This is a genomic window from Umezawaea sp., assembly GCF_057122925.1.
Genome location: NZ_DBNGPQ010000081.1, coordinates 126,475 through 144,212 on the forward strand (window position 1 = coordinate 126,475; position 17,738 = coordinate 144,212).

General features: G+C 68.9%; 20 protein-coding genes and 4 tRNA genes. 5 read left to right on the forward strand and 19 right to left on the reverse strand.

The window, feature by feature from the left end; all coding sequences use genetic code 11:
* The 4 genes from AC156L_RS18565 to rplJ all read right to left on the reverse strand — a co-directional run bounded on the left by AC156L_RS18565 (position 1) and on the right by rplJ (position 3,213).
* Positions 1-786, reverse strand: a complete 786-nt coding sequence (locus tag AC156L_RS18565; protein WP_259627845.1) for an MlaE family ABC transporter permease — start codon at positions 784-786, stop codon at positions 1-3.
* A complete protein-coding gene (locus tag AC156L_RS18570) occupies positions 783-1,868 on the reverse strand; it encodes an ABC transporter ATP-binding protein (protein ID WP_484407084.1) in 1,086 nt (361 codons plus the stop codon). The genes AC156L_RS18565 and AC156L_RS18570 overlap by 4 nt, the downstream gene beginning before the upstream one ends.
* Positions 1,869-2,194: 326 nt before the next feature.
* A complete protein-coding gene (gene rplL, locus AC156L_RS18575) occupies positions 2,195-2,581 on the reverse strand; it encodes a ribosomal protein bL12 (RefSeq protein ID WP_484407085.1) in 387 nt (128 codons plus the stop codon).
* A 62-nt stretch (positions 2,582-2,643) separates the two neighbouring features.
* Entirely contained in the window at positions 2,644-3,213 is a 570-nt protein-coding gene (rplJ, locus tag AC156L_RS18580) for a 50S ribosomal protein L10 (protein ID WP_484407086.1), read from the reverse strand.
* Between the two features lie 264 nt (positions 3,214-3,477).
* Between rplJ and AC156L_RS18585 the strand changes: the two genes are divergently transcribed.
* The gene (locus AC156L_RS18585) at positions 3,478-4,263 is read left to right on the forward strand and encodes a hypothetical protein (RefSeq protein ID WP_484407087.1); all 786 of its coding nucleotides are present in this window, start codon (positions 3,478-3,480) and stop codon (positions 4,261-4,263) included.
* 60 nt (positions 4,264-4,323) lie between these two features.
* Here AC156L_RS18585 and rplA read toward each other — a convergent pair whose 3' ends face one another.
* From rplA to AC156L_RS18610, 5 genes are all read right to left on the reverse strand, one after another.
* Positions 4,324-5,034 carry a 50S ribosomal protein L1 gene (gene rplA / locus AC156L_RS18590; RefSeq protein ID WP_484407089.1) on the reverse strand — a complete coding sequence of 237 codons (711 nt, stop codon included), beginning with the start codon at positions 5,032-5,034 and terminating at the stop codon, positions 4,324-4,326.
* Positions 5,035-5,111: 77 nt separating this feature from the next.
* Entirely contained in the window at positions 5,112-5,546 is a 435-nt protein-coding gene (rplK, locus tag AC156L_RS18595; RefSeq protein ID WP_484407090.1) for a 50S ribosomal protein L11, read from the reverse strand.
* A 79-nt stretch (positions 5,547-5,625) separates the two neighbouring features.
* The gene (gene nusG, locus AC156L_RS18600; RefSeq protein WP_484407091.1) at positions 5,626-6,489 is read right to left on the reverse strand and encodes a transcription termination/antitermination protein NusG; all 864 of its coding nucleotides are present in this window, start codon (positions 6,487-6,489) and stop codon (positions 5,626-5,628) included.
* Between the two features lie 67 nt (positions 6,490-6,556).
* Complete coding sequence (gene secE / locus AC156L_RS18605; RefSeq protein ID WP_484407093.1) at positions 6,557-6,958, reverse strand: preprotein translocase subunit SecE; 402 nt, start codon at positions 6,956-6,958, stop codon at positions 6,557-6,559.
* A 30-nt stretch (positions 6,959-6,988) separates the two neighbouring features.
* Positions 6,989-7,061, reverse strand: a tRNA-Trp gene (locus tag AC156L_RS18610).
* A 231-nt stretch (positions 7,062-7,292) separates the two neighbouring features.
* Here AC156L_RS18610 and AC156L_RS18615 point away from each other — a divergent pair.
* Positions 7,293-8,534 (forward strand): pyridoxal phosphate-dependent aminotransferase, encoded by a 1,242-nt coding sequence (locus tag AC156L_RS18615; protein WP_484407094.1) that lies wholly within the window; start codon positions 7,293-7,295, stop codon positions 8,532-8,534.
* Between the two features lie 108 nt (positions 8,535-8,642).
* Positions 8,643-9,239, forward strand: coding sequence for an MmpS family transport accessory protein (locus AC156L_RS18620; RefSeq protein WP_484407095.1), 597 nt, complete (start codon positions 8,643-8,645; stop codon positions 9,237-9,239).
* Positions 9,240-9,569: 330 nt separating this feature from the next.
* Here AC156L_RS18620 and AC156L_RS18625 read toward each other — a convergent pair whose 3' ends face one another.
* The 8 genes from AC156L_RS18625 to AC156L_RS18660 all read right to left on the reverse strand — a co-directional run bounded on the left by AC156L_RS18625 (position 9,570) and on the right by AC156L_RS18660 (position 15,307).
* Positions 9,570-9,989, reverse strand: coding sequence for a MaoC family dehydratase (locus AC156L_RS18625; RefSeq protein WP_484407096.1), 420 nt, complete (start codon positions 9,987-9,989; stop codon positions 9,570-9,572).
* Positions 9,986-10,450 carry an FAS1-like dehydratase domain-containing protein gene (locus AC156L_RS18630; protein ID WP_484407097.1) on the reverse strand — a complete coding sequence of 155 codons (465 nt, stop codon included), beginning with the start codon at positions 10,448-10,450 and terminating at the stop codon, positions 9,986-9,988. The genes AC156L_RS18625 and AC156L_RS18630 overlap by 4 nt, the downstream gene beginning before the upstream one ends.
* Before the next feature lie 73 nt (positions 10,451-10,523).
* A complete protein-coding gene (gene rpmG / locus AC156L_RS18635) occupies positions 10,524-10,688 on the reverse strand; it encodes a 50S ribosomal protein L33 (RefSeq protein ID WP_015105301.1) in 165 nt (54 codons plus the stop codon).
* A gap of 259 nt (positions 10,689-10,947) precedes the next feature.
* Positions 10,948-11,020 (reverse strand) — tRNA-Met (locus AC156L_RS18640).
* Between the two features lie 49 nt (positions 11,021-11,069).
* Positions 11,070-11,145: transfer RNA gene (locus tag AC156L_RS18645), tRNA-Thr, on the reverse strand.
* Between the two features lie 69 nt (positions 11,146-11,214).
* Positions 11,215-13,830: a putative bifunctional diguanylate cyclase/phosphodiesterase gene (locus AC156L_RS18650; RefSeq protein WP_484407099.1), complete on the reverse strand. Its 2,616-nt coding sequence runs from the start codon at positions 13,828-13,830 to the stop codon at positions 11,215-11,217.
* A gap of 173 nt (positions 13,831-14,003) precedes the next feature.
* Positions 14,004-14,774 (reverse strand): PhzF family phenazine biosynthesis protein, encoded by a 771-nt coding sequence (locus AC156L_RS18655; RefSeq protein WP_484407100.1) that lies wholly within the window; start codon positions 14,772-14,774, stop codon positions 14,004-14,006.
* An 11-nt stretch (positions 14,775-14,785) separates the two neighbouring features.
* Positions 14,786-15,307: a hypothetical protein gene (locus tag AC156L_RS18660; RefSeq protein WP_484407101.1), complete on the reverse strand. Its 522-nt coding sequence runs from the start codon at positions 15,305-15,307 to the stop codon at positions 14,786-14,788.
* 240 nt (positions 15,308-15,547) lie between these two features.
* On the opposite strand from AC156L_RS18660, the gene AC156L_RS18665 reads away from it, so the two are divergent.
* Positions 15,548-15,796, forward strand: coding sequence for a hypothetical protein (locus tag AC156L_RS18665; RefSeq protein WP_484407102.1), 249 nt, complete (start codon positions 15,548-15,550; stop codon positions 15,794-15,796).
* A 111-nt stretch (positions 15,797-15,907) separates the two neighbouring features.
* Entirely contained in the window at positions 15,908-16,087 is a 180-nt protein-coding gene (locus tag AC156L_RS18670; RefSeq protein ID WP_484407103.1) for a tautomerase family protein, read from the forward strand.
* Here the strand turns inward: AC156L_RS18670 and AC156L_RS18675 are convergent.
* Both AC156L_RS18675 and AC156L_RS18680 read right to left on the reverse strand, forming a co-directional pair.
* Positions 16,084-17,007, reverse strand: coding sequence for an HNH endonuclease (locus AC156L_RS18675; protein WP_484407105.1), 924 nt, complete (start codon positions 17,005-17,007; stop codon positions 16,084-16,086). The genes AC156L_RS18670 and AC156L_RS18675 overlap by 4 nt on opposite strands.
* A 209-nt stretch (positions 17,008-17,216) precedes the next feature.
* Positions 17,217-17,303 (reverse strand) — tRNA-OTHER (locus AC156L_RS18680).
* Between the last annotated feature and the right edge of the window lie 435 nt (positions 17,304-17,738).

A 17,738-nucleotide genomic window follows, 5' to 3' on the forward strand; every position in this document is an offset into this window, starting at 1 on the left:
TCAACTCCCCTTCGCCGGGACGACCGTCAGGTAGATCGTGGTCAGCACGAAGTTCACGAAGAACAGCAGCAGGAACGTGATGACCACGGCCTGGTTCACGGCGTCGCCGACGCCCTTCGGGCCACCGGCGGGGTTGAGGCCGCGGTAGGCGGCCACGATGCCCGCGATGAACCCGAAGATCAGGGCCTTGAACTCGCTGATCCACAGGTCGGGGAGCTGGGCCAGCGCGGAGAAGCTCGCCAGGTACGCGCCGGGCGTGCCGTCCTGGAGGACGACGTTGAAGAAGTAGCCGCCCATGACGCCGACGACGCTGACCATGCCGTTGAGCAGGACGCTGACCAGCATCGCGGCCAGCACGCGCGGCACGACCAGGCGCTGGATCGGCGAGACGCCCAGCACCTCCATCGCGTCGATCTCCTCGCGGATCTTGCGCGAGCCGATGTCCGCGCAGATCGCGCTGCCGCCCGCGCCCGCGATCAGCAGCGCCGTCACGATGGGGCTGGCCTGCTGGATGATCGCCAGCACGCTGGCGGCGCCGGTGAACGACTGCGCGCCGATCTGCCTGGTCAGCGAGCCGAGCTGGAGCGCGATGACCGCGCCGAAGGGGATGGAGACCAGTGCCGTCGGCAGGACCGTGACGCTGACGATGAACCAGCTCTGCTGGATGAACTCGCGCAGCTGGAACGGCCGCTTGAACGCGCTGCGCGTGACGTCGATCCCGAGCGCGAAGAGCTTGCCGGTCTCCCGCAGTGCTCCCGCGCCGGGGAACGACACGGGGCTGCTCACAGGTCACCGGCCCGGCGCCGCCACCCGGTGTCCTGGCCGCGCGGGTAGGGGGTCGGCGTCTTCGGGGTCGCGCCCGCGAGCACGCCGTACCTGCTCTGCTCGGCGGGCGTGAGGCTCGCGATGATGCCCTGCTGGGCCTCGGGCGGGAGCGTGTGGATGATGCTCATGACGCGGTCCTTGCGACGGCGCACGGCGTCCCTCGCCGGGAGTCCGGGGGTCGGCTCGATCTGCGGGACCACGCCGCGCACGTCCTCGTCCGGCGAGCCGTCGGAGTGGCCCGCGTCCCGGTGCGCCAGCTCGGCGGCCATGGTCGCCTGGTCCTTCTCCTCCGACATGCCGATCGGACCGATCCTGCGGCCGTTGAGGAACTGCTCCACCACCGGTTCGTCGCTGGTCAGGAGCACTTCGCGCGGGCCGAACATGACCAGTTCCCGGCGGAAGAGCATGCCGAGGTTGTCCGGGACCGTGCGGGCGACGGTGATGTTGTGGGTGACGATGAGGATCGTGGCGTCGATCTGGGCGTTGAGGTCGATCAGGAGCTGGCTCAGGTAGGCGGTGCGGACCGGGTCGAGGCCCGAGTCCGGCTCGTCGCACAGGATGATCTCGGGGTCGAGGACGAGGGCTCGGGCCAGGCCCGCTCGCTTGCGCATACCGCCGGAGATCTCGCCGGGGAGCTTCTTCTCGGCGCCTACGAGACCGACCATCTCCATCTTCTCGAGGACGATCCGGCGGACCTCGGCCTCGGTCTTGCGGGTGTGCTCGCGGAGGGGGAAGGCGACGTTGTCGAAGAGGTTCATGGAGCCGAAGAGGGCGCCGTCCTGGAAGAGGACGCCGAACATCTTCCGGATCTCGTAGAGCTTGTGCTCGGAGCAGCGGACGAGGTCCGTGCCGTTGATGACGATCTTGCCTTGCTCTGGTTTCAGGAGCCCCACCAGGGACTTCAGGAAGACGGACTTGCCGGTTCCTGACGGTCCGAGCATGACGCTGACCTCGCCCGGCGGGATGCTGAGGGTGACGTCCCGCCAGATGGTCTGCTTGCCGAAGGACTTCGTCAGACCCTCGACGACCACCTCGACGCCCATCACACCTCCCGGTTCGGGGTCATGACACATAGGTGCAACGAGCCCGGAGCTGGGAGGTTACTCACCAGTTGGCCTAGCGGGGTTGCGGACGGATAACGCTGGGAGGCGTCGCGTCGTGCTGCGGGTCGGGTCGGGTCGCTCGTCCCCTGGTGCTGCGGGTCCGCGAGTTCTTCGCTCGGGGTGGGCCTGGCGGAAGGTTGGGGAAGTGCGGTTGGTCGCTGTTCTGCGGGGGACCGGTTTGGGCCGGGGCCCCTGTTGGTTTTTGTTGCGCAATGAAGAACGGCGGGTGTCCCTGTGGGACACCCGCCGTTCTTGGCTGTGCTAGATCACTTGACGGTGATCTTGGCGCCGGCAGCCTCGAGCTTCTCCTTGGCGGCCTCGGCGGCGTCCTTGGCGACCTTCTCCAGGATGGCCTTCGGGGCGGACTCGACGAGCTCCTTGGCCTCCTTCAGGCCCAGGCCCGAGACGACCTCGCGGACGACCTTGATGACCTGGATCTTCTTGTCGCCAGCCGACTCCAGGACGACGTCGAACTCGTCCTGCTCCTCGACCTCGGCGGCCGCGGCACCGGGGCCCGCGGGGCCCGCGATGGCGACGGGGGCAGCGGCGGTGACCTCGAAGGTCTCCTCGAACTGCTTCACGAACGCGGACAGCTCCAGGAGGGTCATTTCCTTGAAGACGTCGAGCAGCTCGTCGTTGCTGAGCTTCGCCATGATGGCGGTCCTTTCTATGACCACGTCCGACAACAGCGGACGCGAGTGCGTGGGTGTTGTGATCAGCTCTCGGCGGGCTCTGCGGCGTCAGCGGCCGGAGCGGCGTCCGAAGACCCCTCCGCGGCGCGCTTGTCCGCAAGTGCCTGGGCCAGGCGGGCGACCTGGGAGGCGGGGGCGGCAAACAGGCCCGCAGCCTTCGACAGGTTGCCCTTCATCGCGCCCGCCAGCTTGGCGAGCAGCACCTCACGGGAGTCGAGGTCCGCAATGCGGGTGACCTCGTCCACCGAGAGGGAGCGGCCATCCATGTAGCCGCCCTTGATGACCAGGGCCTTGTTGTCCTTCGCGAAGTCGCGCAGGGTCTTGGCCGCGTCGACCGGCTCGCCTTCGATGAAGGCGATGGCGGTCGGGCCGATGAGGAGGGCTTCGATGCCCTCGACGCCGGCGTCCTCAGCGGCACGCTTGACCAGCGTGTTCTTCGAGACGGTGTACGTGGCGCCCGTGCCGAGAGCGCGACGCAGCGTGGTGAGCTGCGCCATGGAGAGGCCACGGTACTCGGTGATGACTGCTGCCGAGCTGCCACGGAACTTCTCCGTGATCTCGGCGACGGCCGACACCTTGGTGGGCTTCGCCATGATCGCCTCCTCTCTGGGCTGGGTGTTACCGCGGCCTGAGAGGTCCCGAAACAACAAAAACGCCCCGGCGCAGAGCGGCACGGGGCGTGGATCTTCAGACGCGGCGGACCGCGACCGGGATGCTTCCTCGTCCTCCTGCGCGGGCCGCCCCCATTGCAACGGGGCCTTCGTTCCCTTGCGGGAAGACCGGCGGTCTTTGGTGGAACGCCTCAAAGGTAGCCGATGAGCGGTCGCGGCTCCAAATCGAGGCGGCATGATGTACGGGTGACGGACAGCACGGGCAGCACAGGCAACGGACCGCAGCCACCTGCGGAGATCGATCCGGAGCAGTTGCGGCAGTTCCAGGAGTTCCAGCGGTTCCAGGAGTACCAGAAGTTCCAGCAGGCGCAGCGGGGAGAGGGGCCGCTCGCGCTGCCACCGGGGCACGTCGGGCCCGCGTCCCAGCCGCCCGCGGTGCCGCCGCCCATCCAGACCGTGTACGTGAAGCCCGAACCGAAGCCCGTGTGGCAGATCGTCCTGAGCAGCAAGCTCGTGCGCTGGCTGGTGATGCTGCTGATCCTGCTGCTGCTGGCGAACTACGGCTACAACCGCTGGTTCGGCGGCGGTGACGATCCGGGTGACGTGGCCAGCGACAGCGGCGGCACGAAGGGCAACATCATCGCGCCGCTCAAGGCGTACGGCACGCAGGGCACGGTGGGGCTGTTCTACAAGCACGTGTCGCAGGGGTCCGACCTCCAGGCGTGCAACCTGTTCGCCGAGGACGGGCGGGCGCGGCAGAAGTTCACCGCGGCGTTCGCGGCGTCCGACTGCGGCGCGGCGGTCCGCGGGCTGAAGGCGAAGGTCCTGGACGTCTCGGCGTACGAGCAGCCGGCGTTCCCGGAGTCGATGTACAAGGAGCCGTTGACCTCGACCGCCGAGGTCAGCTCGTGCAAGGACCTGGTCGTCACGGGTGGGCCGCGGCTCGGATCGTTCGTGCTGACCCAGCAGGTCAACAAGACGTGGATCATCTCGGACTACACGGCCGAACCCGCCGACTGCGTCGGGCCCTGACCAACGGCGAAGCCCCCGGCGACCGAGGTTGCCGGGGGCTTCGTCAGGCGTGCGGGTCGATCAGACCTCGTCGACCAGCAGGTTGCGCGTGCGGTTCGGGTCGACCGGGATGCCGGGGCCCATCGTGGTGGAGACGGTGACCTTCTTCAGGAACCGACCCTTGGCCGCGGAGGGCTTGGCGCGGAGGACCTCTTCGAGAGCGGCCGCGTAGTTCTCGACCAGCTTCTCGGTGTCGAACGAGGCCTTGCCGATGACCAGGTGCAGGTTGGCCTGCTTGTCAACGCGGAAGTTGATCTTGCCGCCCTTGATGTCCTGGACCGCCTTGGTGACGTCGGGCGTCACGGTGCCGGTCTTCGGGTTCGGCATCAGGCCACGCGGGCCGAGGATGCGGGCGATGCGACCGACCTTGGCCATCTGGTCGGGGGTGGCGATCGCGGCGTCGAAGTCGAGCCAGCCGCCCTGGATGCGTTCGATCAGGTCTTCCGAGCCGACGGCGTCGGCGCCCGCGGCCTCAGCCTCGGTCGCCTTGTCGCCGGTCGCGAAAACGATGACGCGTGCGGTCTTGCCGGTGCCGTGCGGCAGGTTCACGGTGCCGCGGACCATCTGGTCGGCCTTGCGAGGGTCGACGCCCAGGCGGATGGCGACCTCGACGGTCGCGTCGAGCTTGACCTTGGAAGTTTCCTTGGCGAGCTTGGCTGCCTCCAGCGGCGAGTACAGCCGCTCCCGGTCAACCAGCTCGGCGGCCTGACGGTAGGCCTTGCTGCGCTTCATGTCTGTTCCCTAACTCAGTGGATCAGTTGTGGTGCGAGCTGCGCTGAGCTCTCCCACGTGCTGCGGTGTTTGGTGGATCAGCCTTCGACCGTGATGCCCATGGAACGGGCGGTGCCCGCGATGATCTTCGCGGCCTGGTCGATGTTCGTGGCGTTGAGGTCGACCATCTTGCCCTCGGCGATCTCGCGGACCTGGGCCATGGTCACCTTGGCGACCTTGACGCGGTGCGGCTCGCCCGAGCCCTTCTCGACGCCAGCGGCCTTGAGGAGCAGCTTCGCGGCGGGCGGGGTCTTGAGCTTGAAGTCGAACGTGCGGTCCTCGTACACGGAGATCTCGACCGGCACGACGGTGCCACGCTGCGACTCGGTCGCGGCGTTGTAGGCCTTGCAGAACTCCATGATGTTGACGCCGTGCTGACCCAGCGCGGGGCCGACCGGCGGGGCGGGGTTCGCCATGCCGGCCTTGATCTGCAGCTTGATGATCGCTGACAGCTTCTTCTTCTTGGGAGGCATCTCAATACTTCCTGTTATTGCAGTGTCCGCGCGCGGCCCTGCCAGCCGCAGCGTGGCCGACGATCCCCGAGGGGATCGGTCAGATCTTGGAAACCTGGCTGAACGACAGCTCGACCGGGGTCTCGCGACCGAAGATCGACACCAGGACCTTCAGCTTCTGGCCGTCGGCGTTGACCTCGCTGATCGTCGCGGGCAGCGTCGCGAACGGACCGTCCATGACGGTGACGGACTCGCCGACCTCGAAGTCGACCTCGATGGTCGACTTGACCGGACCGGTCGCCGCCTTCTTGCCCTCGGCCGCCTTCGGCTCCACCTGCGGGAGGAGGAACTTCAGGACCTCGTCGATGGTCAACGGGGAGGGCTTGGAGGTCGCGCCCACGAAGCCCGTCACGCCGGGCGTGTTGCGCACCGCGCTCCACGACGAGTCGTTGAGCTCCATGCGGACCAGGATGTAGCCGGGCAGCACCTTGCGCTGCACCTGCTTGCGCTGGCCGTTCTTGATCTCGGTGACTTCCTCGGTCGGCACCTCGACCTGGAAGATGTAGTCCTCCATGTCGAGCGTCTGGATGCGCGTCTCGAGGTTCGTCTTGACCTTGTTCTCGTACCCGGCGTACGAGTGCACGACGTACCAGTAGCCGGGCGCCGCACGGAGTGCGTCGCGCATCTCGGCCACCGGGTCGGCGGGTTCGGCGTGGATGTCGGGCAGCTCGGCAGCGGCCGCCTCGTCCCCGTCCTCGTCGCCCGGTTCGGCGTCGTCGCCGGACTCGGTGTCGGCGTCGGTCGCGTCGTCGCCGTCGACCTCGTCGGTCGCGGACTCCTCGGTGTCCTCCAGCTCACCAACCGGCTCGACGTGCACGGAGTCGCCGTCCTGAGCGGCCGCGAACACCTCTTCGTCGGTCAGGTCGGTCAGCTCGTGGGCGTCAACGCCGTTCTCGGAGGTCACTGCGGGTCTCGCTTCCTTTCGTGCATCACGTGTTCGGCCACCTCACCGGGGGCCGTCGCTGCTCGGCTCAGCCGAACAGCTCGAACACGGCCCAGCCGAAGCCCAGGTCCAAGCCGTACACGAAGGCGACCATGACGATCACGAAGACCAGCACGACCGACGTGTACGTGACGAGCTGCTTGCGCGTCGGCCAGATGACCTTGCGCAGCTCGCTGACGACCTCGCGGATGTAGCGGAAACCCCTGGAGATCAGCGACGGGCGCTTCTCCTGCGCTTCCCGCGCCCGCGTGGGGCGGCCCTTCTTCGACGCCGCGTCCTCGTCCTCGTCGGACTTGGACACCTTCTTGGCGTCGTCCTTGCGGGAAGCCGGACGGGCGGAAGCACGACGCTCACGCCGGGCCGCAGCGGTGACCGGCCGAGCCGCGCTGTCGCGCTCCTCCGGCTGATCCTGCTGGCGGTCGTCGCTCATGCCGTCCTCCACTCGCCGTGCATTTCGACGCAGGGGCGACAGGAATTGAACCTGCAACCTGCGGTTTTGGAGACCGCTGCTCTGCCAATTGAGCTACGCCCCTTTGGGACCCACCTGCTGCCCCTGGCTTTGGACGCCTTCCAGCCTCCCCATAGCTACCCATGGGGCACCTGGTTGGACTTCCAAGTCCGGAAGCATACGGCACGAACACCCGCACACTCCAACCGCCCCGGTCAGCGCACTGACTGGACTGTCGGGACACAGCCTACCCACACCGTGGGAAGAGGGTTGTCCGAGGGCCGGAAAAACCTTCTCGTCTGCCACGATGGCAGCCATGCCCTCGCCTGAGACGACCTCCGTGACCAGCAGTTCTCCCCGTTCCAGGGTGTCGAAGCGGATCGGCGGCATCGCCGAGTCCGCCACCCTCGCGGTCGACGCGAAGGCGAAGGCGCTGAAGGCCGCGGGCCGTCCGGTGATCGGCTTCGGCGCGGGCGAGCCCGACTTCCCGACCCCGGCGAAGATCGTCGCGGCGGCGCAGGCCGCGTGCGCCGACCCCCGCAACCACCGCTACACGCCCGCCGCGGGCCTGCCCGAGCTGCGCGAGGCCGTGGCGGCGAAGACGCTGCGCGACTCGGGCTACGAGGTCGCCGCGAGCCGGGTGCTCATCACCAACGGCGGCAAGCAGGCCGTCTACCAGGCGTTCGCGACGATCGTCGACCCCGGCGACGAGGTGCTGCTGCCCGCGCCGTTCTGGACCACCTACCCCGAGGCGATCACCCTCGCGGGCGGAGTCCCGGTGCAGGTCACGGCGGACGAGTCGGCCGACTACCTGGTGACGGTGCGGCAGCTGGAGGCGGCGCGGACCCCGCGGACGAAGGCGCTGCTGCTGTGCTCGCCGTCGAACCCGACGGGCTCGGTCTACTCGCGGGCCCAGATCGTCGAGATCGGCGAGTGGGCGGTCGAGCACGGGATCTGGGTCGTGACCGACGAGATCTACGAGCACCTGGTCTACGACGGCGCGGAGGCGGTGTCGCTGCCCGCCGCCGTGCCCGCGGCGGCCGATCGGACGATCGTGATCAACGGCGTCGCGAAGACGTACGCGATGACCGGGTGGCGGGTCGGGTGGCTGATCGGCCCCCCGGACGTGGTGAAGGCCGCGGCGAACCTCCAGTCGCACCTGACGTCGAACGTGGCCAACGTGTCGCAGCGGGCCGCGCTGGAGGCCGTGTCCGGGTCGCTGGAGGCGGTGCACGAGATGCGCGAGGCGTTCGACCGGCGGCGGCGGACGATCGTGTCGATGCTGTCGGAGATCCCCGGTGTGGAGTGCCCCGCGCCGCGCGGCGCGTTCTACGTCTACCCGTCGGTCAAGGCGTTGATCGGGCGGACGCTCCGGGGGTCGGTGATCGGGAGTTCGGCGGACCTGGCCTCGCTGGTGCTGGAGCACGCGGAGGTCGCGGTCGTGCCCGGAGAGGCGTTCGGGACGCCGGGGTACCTGCGGCTGTCGTACGCGCTGGGCGACGCCGACCTGATCGAGGGCGTGACGCGGGTCGTGGACCTGCTGGGGTCGGTCGAGTAGGCCCTCGGGAGCAGCTCGCACGAACCTGAACGGGTGAACGCGGTAACCGCTGAACGGACCATCGCGATGGTCTGTTCAGTCGTGTCGCCGGTTCACAGGGAGACGTTCATGAGCGTGTCGAACTTCCAGCCCCAGCTCGTCGTCGCACCGCGGAACGGGGTGGGGACCGCCGGGTTCGTGCTCGGCCTGATCGGGTTGCTGTTCAGCTTCGTCCCGATCGTCGGGGTGGTCGCCTGGCCGCTGGTCGTCGTGGGCCTGGTGCTGTCGGTGGTGGGGATCTCGCGCGCCGGCAAGGGCGTCGCGAACAACCGCGGGCTGGCCATCGCGGGCGCCGTGCTGTCCGGGTTGGGGCTGCTCGTGTGCATCCTGTGGACGGCGTTCTTCGGGGCCGTGGTCAACGAGGTGGACCAGGAGGCCGATCGGGAGCACGTGGTGGTGTACGAGGTGTCCGGCGACGCGGTGGGGGCGAGCGTGCGGTACTCGACGTTCAGCGACGGGAGCAGCTCCACCAGCGAGGAGGCGCTCACAGCGCTGCCCTGGCGGAAGGAGATGACGGCCAAGGGGGTGTTGAGCGGCGGGACCCTGGTGGTGACCACCGGGGCCGAGGGTGGGGCGGTGGCCTGCAAGATCACGGTGGACGGGGTGGAGCAGAAGTCCGCCACCGGGTCAGGGGCGTTCAGCAGCGCGTTGTGCAGTGGGTTCTGAGGCGGGCGGGGGCGGGTGTTGGGCGTTCCCAGATTTGTCGGTGGCGGGTCGTAGGGTGTGAATCGGGGGCCCCGCGGTGGGGGGACCCCTTGGGGTCGTGCTCCGTGGGTCGCCGAGGGCTTCGGCTTCCCACCGTCACGTGCCCACCGGTCCAGCGTGGTGCGGCCGATGTGACCGGGGGCCCCTCTCGTGAGCCTTGATCGGGCCAGAGGGGCAGTCCCGAAAGCCTGCCCGATCATCGATCTCAAGGCTCACGACCCCGAGTCACATCGGCCACGTCCCGTTGCCCGCGCCTTGCTGTTGGGCCGCGGGTCGCCAAGGCCTCCGGTGTTACGGGAGGCGTACTCGGGCCGTGGCGCCGCCCAGTACCGACTTGCCCTCGTAGGCGGCTGTGATCGCGATTTTGAAGGTGCCGTCGTCCAGGGCCTTGGTGACCTTGGCCGTGACCTCCACGGTGGCGCCCTCGGCGTTGTCGGGCACCGGTACGGGCCTGCCGAAGCGGACTCCGTACTCGACCACGGTGGCCGGGTCGCCCGTCCAGTCGGTGACCACGCGGATGGCCATGCCCATGGTGAGCATCCCGTGGGCGATGATGCCGGGGAGGCCCACCTCCTGCGCGAAGCGCTCGTTCCAGTGGATCGGGTTGAAGTCGAGCGACGCGCCCGCGTAGCGGACGAGGTCCGCGCGGGTGATGGTGAGGGTCAGCGGGGGCAGGGTGTCGCCCACGGTCACGTCTGCTGCGCGGATCACGACTGGTCCTCCGTGGCGGCGGTGCCCCTGGCTACCAGGGTCGAGCGGGCGGTGGTGACCTGTTCGCCGTCTTCCGTGCTGATCTCCGCGCGGACGGAGACGATGTCGTTGCCCATGCGGGAGTTGATGGCGTCCACGTGGGTCGTCACCACGAGGCGGTCACCCGCCTGGATGGGGCGGTGGTGGGCGAACGTCTGGTCGCCGTGGACCACGCGGGTGTAGTCGAGGCCCAGCTCCGGGTCCATGACGAGGACCTCGTTGGCCTTCATCGACACCAGGATCGCGAAGGTCGGCGGGGCGATCACGTCCGGGTAGCCCGCGGCCTTGGCCGCTTCCGGGTCTCGGTGGAGCTCGCTGGGTTCGCCCACCGCGTCGGCGAACTCGCGGATCTTCTCCCGGCTCACCTCGTACGCGGGTGACGGGGGGTAGGTGCGTCCGATGAACGATTGGTCCAGTGCCACCGGGGCAGGTTACGCGAAGAGGCCGCCCCCGGACGGGGACGGCCTCTTCGTGAACCTGGGGGAAACGCTGGTGTCAGCGGGTTTCCTTGTGCGCGCGGTGCGTCTTGCAGTTCGGGCAGAACTTCTTGATCTCCAGGCGGTCGGGGTCGTTCCGACGGTTCTTCCTGGTGATGTAGTTCCGGTGCTTGCACTCCTCGCACGCGAGAGTGATCTTCGGACGTACGTCGGTTGCAGCCACGGCCTTGCCTTTCTAGAGCTCGACAGCCCCGGCCCAACTGGGCGACCAGGGCGGGCTTACCACCCTGGCGGGGATCCTGGCACGACGGGAGACCTCAACAACAAAGTCCACCACCGGATTTCGGGAGATCACCGGTGAAGGCGACCACCTGGGGGTCCAGGGGGCTCGCCCCCTGGCCGGGGTTTGAGGGCTGGGCCCCCAATGTGATGCGGAGCGGGCAAGGCTCACGATCTCCGCGAGCACACCTCTCCCACCTGTGTAGCGGTGGCCGGACTTGAACCGGCGACACAGCGATTATGAGCCGCTTGCTCTACCAACTGAGCTACACCGCTTTACACGACTCGGCCGCGGTGCTTACTGCTCTGCACCGCGGCCGGGTTGTGGAGCCCCAATACGGAATCGAACCGTAGACCTTTTCCTTACCATGGAAACGCTCTACCGACTGAGCTATTGGGGCACTTGCTCCTTGCGGGGCAAGAAGAACTCTACACAACGGGTGCCACCGAAGGGAAATCGGGGGGTCCCTCTAGTGCACCAAGGTGAGCACCGTCTCATCGCGGGCTCCCCTGACCTGCACCGTTCTGGCTCCCAGCCACGCCTCGAAGCGCTCCTCGGACAGCGGGCGGGAGATCAGGTAGCCCTGGGCGATGTCGCAGCCCATGCTGACCAACTGGTCGCGGGCGGCGTCGTCCTCGACGCCCTCGGCGACGACCGTGAGGCCGAGCGAGTGGCCCAGTTCGACGATCGACCGCACCACGGCCATGTCGCCGAGGTCGGTCCCCATGCCGAGCACGAAGCTCTTGTCGATCTTCACCTCGTCGACCGGGAGCTGGCGGAGGTACGCGAGCGACGAGTAGCCGGTGCCGAAGTCGTCGACGGCGAGCACGACGCCGAGCGCGTGCAGCCTCCGCAGGACCGGGAGGGCGCGTTCGGGGTCGGCCATCACGCCGGACTCGGTCAGCTCGAACGTGAGCAGCTGGGGCGGCACGTCGTGGTGCTCCAGCGCCTTGGCGACGCGGTCCGGGAACTCCTCGTCGGCGAGGGTGCGCACGGAGAGGTTGACCGCGATGGACATGCGCAGGCCGCGGTCCATCCAGAGGCGGACGCGTTCCAGCGCCTTGTCCATGACGAAGTCGGTGAGCACGTCGACCAGGCCGGTGGCCTCGACGGCCGGCACGAACTCGTCGGGGTCGACGCGGCCGAACTCGGGGTGCTTCCAGCGCACGAGGGCTTCGGCGCCGACGACCTGGCGGCTCGGCAGGGCGACCTTGGGCTGGTAGTGCACGGAGATCTGGCCGGTCTCCAGCGCCTGGCGGAACTGGGTGACGAGCTGGAAGCGGCGCAGGAAGATCTGGCCCATGCTCGGCACGTACGACCGCACCGGCTCGCCCTCGCTGGTGGCGCGCACGGCGACGTCCGCGCGCTGGAGGAGCACGTCGACGTCCGGGTCGTCCTCGGACTCGTCGGTCGAGACGTAGCCGACGACGGCGCTGGCTTCGACGGTGAGGCGGTCGACGGGGTACGGCACGGAGAGCGCCGCGCGGAGCCGTTCGGCGATCTCCTGGGCCCTCTCGGCCTTGCGGTCGACCAGGAGCGCGGCGAACATGCCGCCCTCCAGCCGGGCGAGGGAGACCTCCGGGCCGAGTTCGTCGCGCAGCCTGCGGCCCGCGGCGACGACCATGCGGTTGCCCCACGCCTGGCCGAGCGCGTCGGAGACGGTCGACAGGACGTCGAGGTCGATGCGCAGGACGACGGCGCCGGTGTGCTCGCGCAGCGGTTCGGCGGCGGCCTCGCGGAAGCCCGCGCGGTTGAGCAGGCCGGTGAGCGGGTCGTGGTAGGCGTCGTGGCGCAGGCGGGCGAGCAGCCTGCGGTTGTCGACGGCGGTGGCGAGGTGGCTCGCGAGCGTGCGCAGGAGCTGGATGTCGGCCTTGCCGAAGCCGCGCCACCGGCTCAGCCGGTCGTGCGCCTCGACGGCGCCGAGCAGCTGGGTCGCGCCGCGCAGCGGCACCACGAGCGCCTCCTGCGCGTCGCGGCGGGCCAGCGCCTCGGTGGTGTCCTCGTTCGAGTCGACGACGCGGAAGTACCGGACGTGCGTGCCGGGGAGCTGGAGCATCGGGTCCTCGCGGACGACGCGGGAGTCGGACTCGCGCATCCCGTCCGGCAGCGGGTCGCCGGCGACCAGGGTCCGCATCGGCTCCTGCGGGTCCGTGCGCAGCCGCAGGACGACGCGGTTGGCGTTGAGCTGCTCGCGGATGCGTTCCGCGATGAGCTGCCACTCGTCGTCCTCGTCGCCGTCCTCGTCCCGCGGGGACGTGGTGCGCGGGCCGGTCGCGTTCTGGCCGGACCTGGCGACGCGGAGCGAGACCTCGCTGAGGGCCTCCAGGTCGCGCTGCTCGCGCAGCAGGGACGAGTAGGCCACGTAGATGGCGGTGATGCCCGCGAACACCAGCGCGATCAGCAGGCCGCCCCACTGGGTGGTCGACGCGATCTCGTAGGCCACGAGGCCCGCGGAGGTGTTGAGCAGGGCGACGATCAGGGTCTGGCCGACCAGGCGGAGGCTGGCGGTGACCCGCATCCCCTTGCCCATGATCCGCAGCGCGGTCAGGCCGAGGACGCTGGCCAGCAGCGGGACGGCGATCGTGCCGAGGAACGGCCCGGCCCAGAACGGGCCGTCGGGGCCGACGAGCTGCTTGACGCCGTGGGCGACCGCGAAGGCGACCGAGATCTCCATGAACATCAGGCCCGCGTTGTAGGCGACGCGGTTGAGGACGCGGCGGCCGAGCAGCGTGCCGACGCCCGCGACGACGTGCGCGGCGAGCACGACCTCGAACGGGGCGACCAGCAGGCCGAGCACCAGGGGGATCTCGGTGAAGGAGATGGTCCACGCGACGCCGCTGCGGACGTCGACGTTGATGGCGAGCTGCTCGGCGAGCAGGAAGCCGATGACCAGCAGCGGGCCGGTCCACAGCAGGCGGGCGTCGACCGGGTGGTCGGGCAGCCAGCCGCCGACGGCTATCGCGGAGGCGACCCCGGCCACCAGGAGGACCACGGCGAAGAGGTTGAAGTTCAACGACCTGTTGGCGGTCTTGCCTGACCCGCGTACTGCCGAGTCCGACAGTGTGGCCGACGCGCGGTCGGACATCCAGCCTCCTCGTCGGCCCTCGTGTCGGTGGGCCGGGTCGCGGCCGTCGAACTCGGCGTGACTGAGGGGTCCCGAACAGCTACCAGGACCCCTCTAAGAGCATCAATGTACCTCGGTTGGGCGATGAAATGGCAGGTCGACGAGGCATATACCACGTGAAGTGACGAAACCGGTCACACGGTCAGCTCTCCGCGCAACATGGTGACACCTTGGCCCGCCAATCCGACCCTGTCGTCACGCAGCGTCATCTGAACACGTCCGCCGCGTGGGGACGCCTGTTCGCCGAGCAACGACACTCGACCGAGGCGCGGAGCCCACCACGCGGCGAGCGTGCAGTGCGCGGATCCGGTCACCGGATCCTCGGGCACGCCGAACGAGGGGTAGAAGCACCGGCTGACGACGTCGACGTCCGGCCGGTCGCCGCGGGCCGTGACGACCACGCCCCGGCCGGGCACCTCGGCGAGGAGCACGAGGTCCGGCCGCAGGGCGCGCACCTCCGCCGCCGACCCGACCTCCACCAGCACGTCCGACACGCCTCGGGCGACGGCCTTGATCGTCACGCCGGGCAGGGACGCGCGCAGCAGCGGCGTGGCGTCGACGGGCACCGGCGGGTCGGCCGGGAAGTCCATCTCGACCCAGCCGTCCTGGCCCGCCTTGCAGGTGAGGAACCCGCTGCGGGTGCTGAACACGGCCGAGCCGCCCAGCACGTGCGCGGTCGCGAGGGTCGCGTGGCCGCACAGGTCGACCTCGGTCGTCGGCGTGAACCAGCGCAGCGGCAGCGGTTCGGTGCCGCCGACCTCCACGAAGGCGGTCTCGGCGTGCTTCATCTCCGCGGCGACCGACTGCATCCACGCGGGATCGGCGGGTTCGGGGAGCAGGACCACCCCGGCCGGGTTGCCGGAGAACGGACGGTCGGTGAACGCGTCCACCACGAATATCTCCACGCGGCTCAAGGTTAGACCAGCACCCGCTCGTCCTCGGGCGCGTCGAGCGCCAGGACCCGCCGCAGCTCCTCCAGGCAGTTCCTCGCCTCGCCCGCCGCCAGGTGCTGCGCCGCGCCGCTGCCCGACGCCTCCCGGATCAGCAGCCACACCGCGGACAGCGGCGACGGCTGCTCGTCCGAGCGCACCGCCGACACCAGTTCCCGCTGCTCGGGGAACGGGTGCAGCGCGATGTGACCGGTCCGCTTGCGCAGCTCCGCGACCACGTCCGGTGGCGCGCCCTCGGCGGCGAGCCGGTCGAGCTTCGCCGGCAGGTCGACGTTGTGGAGTTCCGACGCGCTGAGCGGACCGAAGTTGCCGATGGTGGTCAAGGCGTACTCGAGGTCATCTGCGGCGTTGAGGAGTTCCCTGTGCGTGGAGCGCGAGAGGGCCGGTCTCGGCGACGGCGGTGCTGAGCGAGCGCGCGGCCGACGCAGGAACAGGCCGAACAGCACCCCGGTGGCGAGGGCGGCCAGGGCAATCAGGATTTCGCTCATGTCCCGTCATCGGCACCCGGCGCCGGTCGGCCGCCCCCTCGCGCGACAACGGGCCCGAACCGAGCGCCGGCCGGTCGCCGAACTTCGGTTGGGCTGAACAGCTCAGCCGATCGGCGTGGCGACGCGGTCCGCACGCCCGATCGGAGCAAGGTGGGAGGGCGGGGACCGGGGAGGTATTTCACCGGGAACGTCTTCCCTCCTGATGTACAGGGAGCAGACCGGAAGAAGCGGGGGAAGCCGATGACCACCACACGGGAACTGTCCGGCAGGGAACTCGCGACGCTGCGGGCGGTCGGCGCGGGCCGAGCCGAACTCACCGGCGCGCGCGAGCCCGACCTCTACGTCGACGGCCTCCCCTGTTGCGACCAGACCGTCACCCACCACCTCGTCCACGCGGGTCTCCTGCGCCCCACCTCGGTGGTGGCGTGGGGCCAGCGGGTGCCCGCCGAGCTGACCGACGAGGGCAGGGCGGCACTCGGAGCGGCCTGACCAGTCGAACATGTGTTCGACATGCGTTATGCTGCTCGCGCGAGGCCTGCACGCAAGGGAGAGGAAGCCCTTGCGCGCAGGCCTCGTCCAGTTCAAGGTCCGTCCATGCCCATGATCACCGTAGACATGTTCCCCGGCCGGACGCCGGAGCAGAAGCGCGCGCTCGTGCACGAGCTGACCGAGGCGATGGCGCGGACGTGCGACGTGAAGCGCGAGGCCGTGTGGGTGGTGCTGCGGGAAGTGCAGCCGGAGAACTGGGCGATCGGCGGAACACTCGCGTCGGACCGCTAGGACCAGATGGCCGACGCTGCCGAGAAGTGGTCGGCCAGGGCTTCCCTGCTCGGCGGGACGACCTCCAGCCTGCGACCGCGCAAAGCCGTGTAGAGCGGGTAGCCGTCCAGCCTCGGCGAGACGTGCACCTCGAGCGTGTCGGGGTGCACGGCCAGCAGACCGCGGTCGAGCAGGCGGTGGACGTCACCCCTGAGCAGGAACCCCTCGTCGACCTCGTGGCTCTGGTGGATGGCGAAGGCCCTCAGGTGCGCGGCCTCCAGGGCCTCCTGCGGACAGGCTCCGGTCACGGCGCAGGTGGCGCCGTACTTGTTCAGCAGGGCTTGCCGGAACGACTGCTGGCCGATCCGCACCGAGACGAGGGCGATCCGGCGTCCGCCGTCGATCTTGGCCACCGGTACGGAGTTCGGTGGCGTCGACGAGAGGCCCAGATCGCGCAGCACCCGCTCCACCGGTTCGGGCCTGAGCGCCCGGATCGAATGCTGCTGAGCGTTGCTGACGGCGAGCTGGTTCAGGTCGCCCAGGCTCAGCGCACCGTTGAGCGGGTGCCACGTGCCGGCGTAGTTGGCCACGTACCTGGTGACCGTGATCGTCTCTTGGTTCGGGGTGTCGAACTCGTGCCTGCAACCAGGGCAGAGGAACTGGGGCGTTCGCTTGATCCGCCTCTTGAAGCCGGTCGCGCCACACCCTGGACACCTCTTGCGCAGCTTCGTCGCACCGGGCTCCTCGGCGATCTGCCGCACCCAACCGAGCCCTCGCACCGAGGTCTTGTCCCGAACCACAACCAGGTCACCCGCGGAGACCTTGGTGGAGTTGGGCACCGAAGAGTCGTAGAGGTACATCAGCTCGAGCACGTCCGCGTACCCCGTGTTGCCCTGGAAATGACGGTCCTCGCCGAACGACAACAGCGACCATGCCCCCACGCGTCCCCCAACCGTCGCCCACCTTCGTTGGCCAGTTGTACCAACCGGGTCCGACAGCGGGGGCAGTTCACACGTGAGAGCAGGACGACGACGCGGGAGCGAGGACACCGGGCAGACGCAGAACGCTTCAGCGGAACGAATGGTGACAACACCGGGACAAAAAACACCCCGTGACCTGTTTTCCCAGGTCACGGGGTGTTACCCAAATGTGGCGGGTGTAGGATTCGAACCTACGTAGGCGTAAGCCGACGGATTTACAGACCGTTCCCGTCATGTGGTCTCACCTGGTGTTTCCCGTCCCAGCCAGGCCACTTCGGTACGTCCTCGGTACGAAGACCGCCCTGAGTAGAGCAACACATGACATCCACTGTGGACAATCTTGTGGAGTCATGGACACGTGGTTCTGCTGCCTTGCCGGATGACCAGATCCGTCGAACACGAGTCGCACCGACTCGCCGAGCACCGCACCTACCAGGCCGAACCCAAGATCGCCGCCCGCCGCAATGTCATAGAGACCTACCCACAACCATGATCCCGAATCGGACAACTAGTAGCTCGTCCACAAGGCCGCTCGCTCGCAACTTCATCGCCCTGGCCAGCGTCAACACGCCCAATCGCTGCTCGCGACACTTGCGGCTGGGAAGCCGCACCCGATCCTTCCCGCTTGCGAAGGTGCCGTTGGCGAGCACCTTGAGGCGAAATCCCCAACGCGTAGCCGATTTCCTCCCAGG